The organism is Streptomyces sp. NPDC046759, assembly GCF_040645475.1.
Lineage (GTDB): Bacteria > Actinomycetota > Actinomycetes > Streptomycetales > Streptomycetaceae > Streptomyces.
Map to the genome: position 1 here is coordinate 119,188 of NZ_JBEYYJ010000030.1, position 6,323 is coordinate 125,510.

Consider the following 6,323-nt stretch of genomic DNA (forward strand, 5'->3'; position numbering starts at 1 on the left):
CTCGCGGGCTCACCCCGCACCTGCGGCTTCACCCTCCATAGGTGGCCTCGGACTCGCCCAGCACCGCGGCGAAGTCCGAGGCCAGCCGCGCGGCGTCGGCAGGCGCCAGCCCGGCGGCCGTGATCCGCACGCCGGGCCCGGCAGCCAGGCGGAACCTCGCCCCGGCCGCGACCCACCAGCCGTACGACCGCAGCCCGTTCACCACCGCCGACTCGTCACGCACGGGCACCCACAGATTCATTCCGCTCGCGGCATGCGCGGCGACACCCCGTGCGGCCAGCTCGCCGGCCAGCGCCGTGCGCCGCAGCGCATACGTCTCACGCGCGCGTGCCACCAGCGCGCGCGTGTCCGCGTCCGTCAGGAGACCGTGCACGGTCTCCTGCAGCAGGTGACTCACCCAGCCCGAGGTGAGCAGCAGCCGTCCGTCGTGGCGCGCGAGCGTCACCGGGTCGCAGGCCGCGGCCGCCCAGCGCAGATCGGTGCCCAGGAACTTGCTCACGGTCCGCACATGGACCCAGCGGGCCGGCCCGGCAGCGGTCACCGTGTGCAGGGCTGCGCCGGCCACCTCGGAGGCGTGGTCGTTCTCCACCACCAGCACATCGGGCGCGTCCCGGAGCACCTCGGCCAGCGCATCACGACGGGCGGCGGAGAAACATCCGCCGTGCGGATTCTGAGCCCGCGGACTGAACACCACCGCCCGCACCCCGGTCCTGACGGCTCCCCGCAGAGCCTCCGGGCGCATCCCCTCGTCGTCGACGGCGACCGGGACGGTGCGCAACCCCAGCGCCGCGACCAGGTCCAGCAGATGGTGATAGCCCGGATCCTCCATCGCCACGCCGTCCCCGGGACGCAGCTCGACCGCCAGCACCCGGGCGATCAGGTCCAGCGCCCCGTGCGCGAACGTCACGTGCTCCACGGGAACGCCGTCCGCACCCAGCCATGCGCGCACCGCGTCCTCGAGCCGGGCCAGCCGTGGCGCGGAGCGATGGGAACGGGCGCCCGGCGAGAGCCGCGACGGCGGGAGCAGCGCCGGCAACAGCGCCGGATCGGGGTGTCCGCCCGCCAGGTCCCGCAGCCCTTCGGGCACCTTGGGCGGCCGACGCGAGGCGACCGCGGGAGCCGGTGCGACCACCGTGCCGCCCCGCCCGCGGGTGACGACGATGCCACGCCGCCGCAGTTCCTTGTAGGCCGTGGCGACCGTGCCCGGACTGACTCCGAGCTTCTCCGCGAGCCCCCGCACAGGCGGCAGTGCGGCCCCCGGCGCCAAGGCCCCCTCCGCCACGCCCCGTTCGACGGATCCGGCAATTGCCTTGGCTGTCGTGCCACTGATCTCATATTGTGTTGCCACGTTAATAATTATGTATCAATACATAACTGGAAATCAAGCTCGGCTCCACCCAGGGGGAACAGTGGACGCACAGCCCGGGACCACCATCCGGCACGCACGCATACCAGGAGGCCGCGACGGACGGCGGATGCTCCTCGTCACCTTCGTCGACCGCATCGGCAGCGGCCTGTGGGCCTCGGTCTCCGTCCTGTACTTCACCTACGTCTCCGGACTCTCCCTCGCCCAGGTCGGCACGCTCGCCGCAGTCTCCGGAGCCGTCGGCATAGCGGGCGCACCCCTCGGCGGACGCATCGCCGACCGCTTCCCCCTCACCCGCATCCTGATCGCACTCCAACTCCTGCGCGCGCTCGCCTCCTTCGGCCTGCTCACCACCGACCACTACTTGCCGCTGCTCATGATCTCGGCCGTGGGCAGCCTCGGCGACCGTGCCTCCAGCGTCCTCACCAAGCTCTACGCCGCCCGCGTCGCCGGCCCCGACCGCGTCCGCTACCAGGCCGTCAACCGCACCGCCTCCAACGCTGGCTGGGCCCTCGGCGGTCTCGCCGCCGCAGCCGCACTCACCCTCGGCACCACCACCGCCTACCGCTGGCTCCTCACCGGCGACGCACTCTCCTTCCTCGCGATCGCCCTGCTCACCGTCAGCTGCGCCGAACCCCCGGGCAGCAGCCGCGTCGCCGCCACCGGCACCACCCCCTGCGCCGGGAAGCCGGCGAACCCCTGGCGCGACCGCACCTACCTCGCCTACGTGGCGACCGAAACCGTCCTCTTCCTCGACGACTCCGTCTTTCAGATCGGCCTGCCCCTGTGGATCGCGCACAGCGCGGGCGTACCGCACGGCCTTGCCCCCCTGCTGCTCGTCCTCAACAACGTCATGGTGGTCGCCCTGCAGGTGCCGCTCGCCCGCTACGGCACCACCAGCGAGGCGGCCCGCAAACTGCTGGCACCCCTTTCCGCCGCCTCCGCCGCCGGCGGCGCCGCCCTGGCCCTGTCCGCCACCGGCGGCACCCTTCAGGCCGTCTGCCTGCTCACCGCGTCCGCCGCCCTCTTCACGCTGGCCGAGATGCTGCACGCCGTTGTCTCCTGGGAACTCTCCCTCGCCCTCGCCCCGGACACCGCACAGGGCGCCTACCTCGGCGTCCACGGACTCGCCCAGTCCGGTCAGCGCAGCCTCGGCCCCCTCGCCGTCACCGCCGCCATCGCCACCGGCCCCCTCGGCTGGACCGCCTTCGGCGCCACCATCGCCGCGACCTGCGCACTTCAACACCGCTTGGTCCGCGACCGGCTCCGGCAGAACCCGTTGTCAGTGCCGCCGGTTACGGTGAGTGAGCATTGATCACTGCGCACTTTTTGGGGGAAACATGGCGCACACCCACCACCAGACGATGCGGCGCGTCCTGAGCCGCGAGATCGCCGGCACCATCGGCCTGCTCACCGACGAGCACGACTTCCGCACCATGCGGCGCTACCGCAGCTTCACCTTCGACGACCACGCCACCTACCTCCGGCAGGTCGAGACCCTCCTCAGGACCCGCGCCGCCCGGGGCACCCACACCACGCTCGCCCTGTTCGACCCCGAGGACTACGCCGCCTACTGCGCGGCATCCGGCCTCGACCCGGAAGCCCCGGCCAGCCGCAGCCGCTTCACTGCCGAGCTCGCCGCCACCGGCCCCACCATCCCCTACGACGGCCGGCCCCTCACCGCCCTCGTACCGGCCCTCGTGGACGAAGCGGTACGACAGGCGACATGGGAGTACGCCACCACCCTGCTGTCCCGCCTCGGCCCCTGTCCCACCTGCGGCGAGGACATCGGCAGGGCGGCCTTCACCCGCGCCTCCGACCTCGTGGTCCGCATCCTCGACACCGCACCACCCGGCCACCGGCACCTCGTGTGCAGCGTCTCCGGACCACCGGACACCCTCCTCTCCGTCCTGCACAGCGACGGCGACAGCCACAGCGGCAGCCGGCTCGACGAGGCCGAGGCCCTGGAATTCACCAGCGTCCTCGCGCTCGGCCTCGCCACCCGAAGTCCCGGCGGTCTCGTCCTGCGCGCCAGCACCCCGGACAGGCCCGACCGGGTCTACGGCTGGCGGCTGCGCTCCGGCGGCCTCGAACCACTCACCGCCTCCGAAGTGTTCGACGCCTACTGCACCGACGTGGAATCCGGTGACCTCATCTCCCCGGAACCCGGCGTCGACTACAGCGCACCCCCCGACCTCGGAGACGCGAGCCCGGCACCGGGCCACCCGCACTGACCGGCACCGGCAGGACGAGAGCGCTGCCCGGCGTCGACAGCACGGAAACGCACCAGGGGCGCCCCACCCGAAGGCGGGACGCCCCTGAACCCGGCACGCGATGCGCGCCGACACGGCTACTCGCCGGAGAGCACCGCCTGAGCCGCGTTCCGCGCATCCTCGGCACTGTCCGCGGCACGGGCCGCCGCCGCGGCCCGCTCGCACTGCGCCAGCGTGTACTTCGCCAGCGTGGCCCGGACATAAGGAATCGACGCCGAACCCATGGATAGGGAGGTGACACCCAGACCGGTCAGCACACAGGCCAGCAACGGGTCGGACGCCGCCTCACCGCACACGCCGCAGCTCTTGCCCTCGGCCTTCGCCGCCTCCGCCGACAGCGCCACCAGGTCCAGCAGCGCAGGCTGCCACGGGTCCTGCAGCCGGGACACGGCGCCCACCTGCCGGTCGGCCGCGAACGTGTACTGCGCGAGATCGTTGGTCCCCAGTGACAGGAACTCCACCTCCTGCAGGATGGAGCGCGCCCGCAGCGCGGCCGACGGGATCTCCACCATCGCGCCGAACTTCGCCTGCAGCCCCGCCTCGCGGCAGGCATCCGCGAACGCCTTCGCATCCGTACGGTCCGCCACCATGGGCGCCATGACCTCGAGGTAGACCGGCAGCCCCTCGGCAGCCCTGGCCAGTGCGGTCAGCTGGGTCCGCAGGACCTCCGGGTGGTCCAGCAGCGTCCGCAGACCCCGCACACCCAGCGCCGGGTTCGGCTCGTCGGCCGGAGTCAGGAAGTCCAGCGGCTTGTCCGCGCCCGCGTCCAGCACCCGCACGACCACACGACTCTCGGGGAACGCCTCCAGCACCTGCCGGTAGGCCTCCACCTGCTTCTCCTCGGAAGGAGCGTTCTTGCTGTCGTCCAGGAACAGGAACTCGGTACGGAACAGACCGACACCCTCGGCCCCGGCCTCCACGGCTGCCGGCACGTCCGCCGGCCCGCCCACGTTGGCCAGCAGCGGCACCTTGTGCCCGTCCGCCGTCACGCCCGGCCCGGTCGAAGCGGCCAGCGCGGCCTTGCGCTCGGCGGCCGCCGCCTCCAGCTCCGCCTTCTTCGCCTCGCTCGGGTTCACGAAGATGTCGCCGGTGCTGCCGTCGACGGCGATCACCGTGCCCTCGGCCAGCTCACCCGCACCCGGCAGCGCCACGACCGCCGGCACGCCCAGCGCCCGCGCCAGGATCGCACTGTGACTGGTCGGCCCGCCCTCCTCGGTCACGAAACCGAGCACCAGCGAGGGATCGAGGAGCGCGGTGTCGGCCGGAGCCAAATCCCGCGCCACGAGTACATAAGGCTCGTCACTGTCCGGGACACCAGGCATGGGAACGCCCAGAAGCCGGGCGACGATACGATTCCGCACGTCGTCGAGATCGGCCACACGCCCGGCCAGGTACTCACCGGCACCGGCCAGCAGCTCCCGATACGCGGCGAACGCGTCGTACACCGCACGCTCGGCCGTGCTGCCGACGGCGATCCGCCGATCGACATCCGCCATCAGCTCGGGATCCTGGGCCATCATCGCCTGCGCCTCGAGCACGGCCTGGGCCTCGCCGCCGGCCAGATTGCCGCGCGCCATCAGATCAGCGGCCACGGCGTCCACGGCCTGGCGGGCGCGCCCCTGCTCCCGCTCGGCCTCCTCCGCCGGGATCTGCTTGGCCGGCGGTTCCAGCACCGCCGTGCCCATGTGCCGAACCTCGCCGATGGCCACGCCATGGCTCACGCCGACGCCTCGCAGCGTTGTCTCCATCTCACCCGTCTCCGATAGGTGCGGCGGATCGCGCCGCCGCAGTGGTTGTCCTGAACGCCGCCGGCTGACGGCAATGCCGTCAGTTCCAGGCGAAGAGGCTGTCGCCGGCCTTCACGTCTCCACTGTCACGGAGGCTGGAGAGGGACTCGGCCGTGGCTTCGAGCGCGACGACGGGGCACACCGGCGACTTGCCGGCGGCCTCCACGGCGGCCGGGTTCCAACGGACGACGGCCTGGCCGCGGGTCACGGTGTCGCCCTTGTTGACGAGCAGCTCGAAACCCTCGCCGTTGAGCTGCACCGTGTCGATGCCGAGGTGGGTGAGCACGCCGTGCCCGCTCTCGTCCACCACGACGAATGCGTGCGGGTGCAGGGAGACGATGACGCCGTCCACCGGCGAAACGGCCTCGGACGGCTCACGCACGGGGTCGATCGCTGTGCCCGGGCCGACCATGGCCCCGGAGAAGACCGGATCCGGCACTTCGGCCAGTCCGATGGCACGTCCGGCAAGAGGGGACGTCACGGTGGTCATGGGAAGCCTCCCAAGGAGTGGAGCTGCTTACGGGCCGTCACTGCCAGTCCCGGACGGCACCTGAGCAGCAGGGTATGTCAGATGAAGTGGCGGTTCCGCATAGAAGCTACCAGCAAGTGGTCTAGACCACCAACCCCGTGGATTTGCACGGGCTTCGAGGCTCCGTGTACAGTCGTACTCCTGCTTGGGGCTGAGGGCTGCGAGAGCGCCCGCGCCCAGCAGAACCCAAACTCGTCAGATCCTATCTCTGGATCCGCTTCTGCGTGTTCGCAGGAGGGTGGTCGGAGGGACGGAAAAACCCTGATAGAGTTTGAAACACCGAAGGGAAGCCCGGAGGAAAGCCCGAGAGGGTGAGTACAAAGGAAGCGACCGTTCCTTGAGAACTCAACAGCGTGCCAAAAATCAAC

General features: G+C 71.4%; 5 protein-coding genes. 2 read left to right on the forward strand and 3 right to left on the reverse strand.

Annotated elements, in window-relative coordinates:
• Positions 1-28: 28 nt before the first annotated feature.
• Positions 29-1,348 (reverse strand): aminotransferase class I/II-fold pyridoxal phosphate-dependent enzyme, encoded by a 1,320-nt coding sequence (locus tag ABZ919_RS32845; RefSeq protein WP_361254969.1) that lies wholly within the window; start codon positions 1,346-1,348, stop codon positions 29-31.
• Positions 1,349-1,475: 127 nt separating this feature from the next.
• Between ABZ919_RS32845 and ABZ919_RS32850 the strand changes: the two genes are divergently transcribed.
• Complete coding sequence (locus ABZ919_RS32850) at positions 1,476-2,681, forward strand: MFS transporter (protein WP_361254971.1); 1,206 nt, start codon at positions 1,476-1,478, stop codon at positions 2,679-2,681.
• 25 nt (positions 2,682-2,706) lie between these two features.
• Positions 2,707-3,600: a hypothetical protein gene (locus ABZ919_RS32855; RefSeq protein ID WP_361254974.1), complete on the forward strand. Its 894-nt coding sequence runs from the start codon at positions 2,707-2,709 to the stop codon at positions 3,598-3,600.
• Positions 3,601-3,716: 116 nt separating this feature from the next.
• On the opposite strand, the gene ptsP is transcribed toward ABZ919_RS32855, so the two are convergent.
• A complete protein-coding gene (gene ptsP / locus ABZ919_RS32860) occupies positions 3,717-5,387 on the reverse strand; it encodes a phosphoenolpyruvate--protein phosphotransferase (RefSeq protein WP_361254977.1) in 1,671 nt (556 codons plus the stop codon).
• Positions 5,388-5,466: 79 nt separating this feature from the next.
• Complete coding sequence (locus ABZ919_RS32865) at positions 5,467-5,916, reverse strand: PTS glucose transporter subunit IIA (RefSeq protein ID WP_361254980.1); 450 nt, start codon at positions 5,914-5,916, stop codon at positions 5,467-5,469.
• Positions 5,917-6,323 lie beyond the last annotated feature (407 nt).

Excerpts from the sequence above, each read along its gene's own strand:
- ABZ919_RS32850 (WP_361254971.1), top strand. The coding sequence starts at position 1,476 with ATGCTCCTCGTCACCTTCGTCGACCGCATCGGCAGCGGCCTGTGGGCC.
- ABZ919_RS32865 (WP_361254980.1), bottom strand. The coding sequence starts at position 5,916 with ATGACCACCGTGACGTCCCCTCTTGCCGGACGTGCCATCGGACTGGCC.
- ptsP (WP_361254977.1), bottom strand. The coding sequence starts at position 5,387 with ATGGAGACAACGCTGCGAGGCGTCGGCGTGAGCCATGGCGTGGCCATC.
- ABZ919_RS32855 (WP_361254974.1), top strand. The coding sequence starts at position 2,707 with ATGGCGCACACCCACCACCAGACGATGCGGCGCGTCCTGAGCCGCGAG.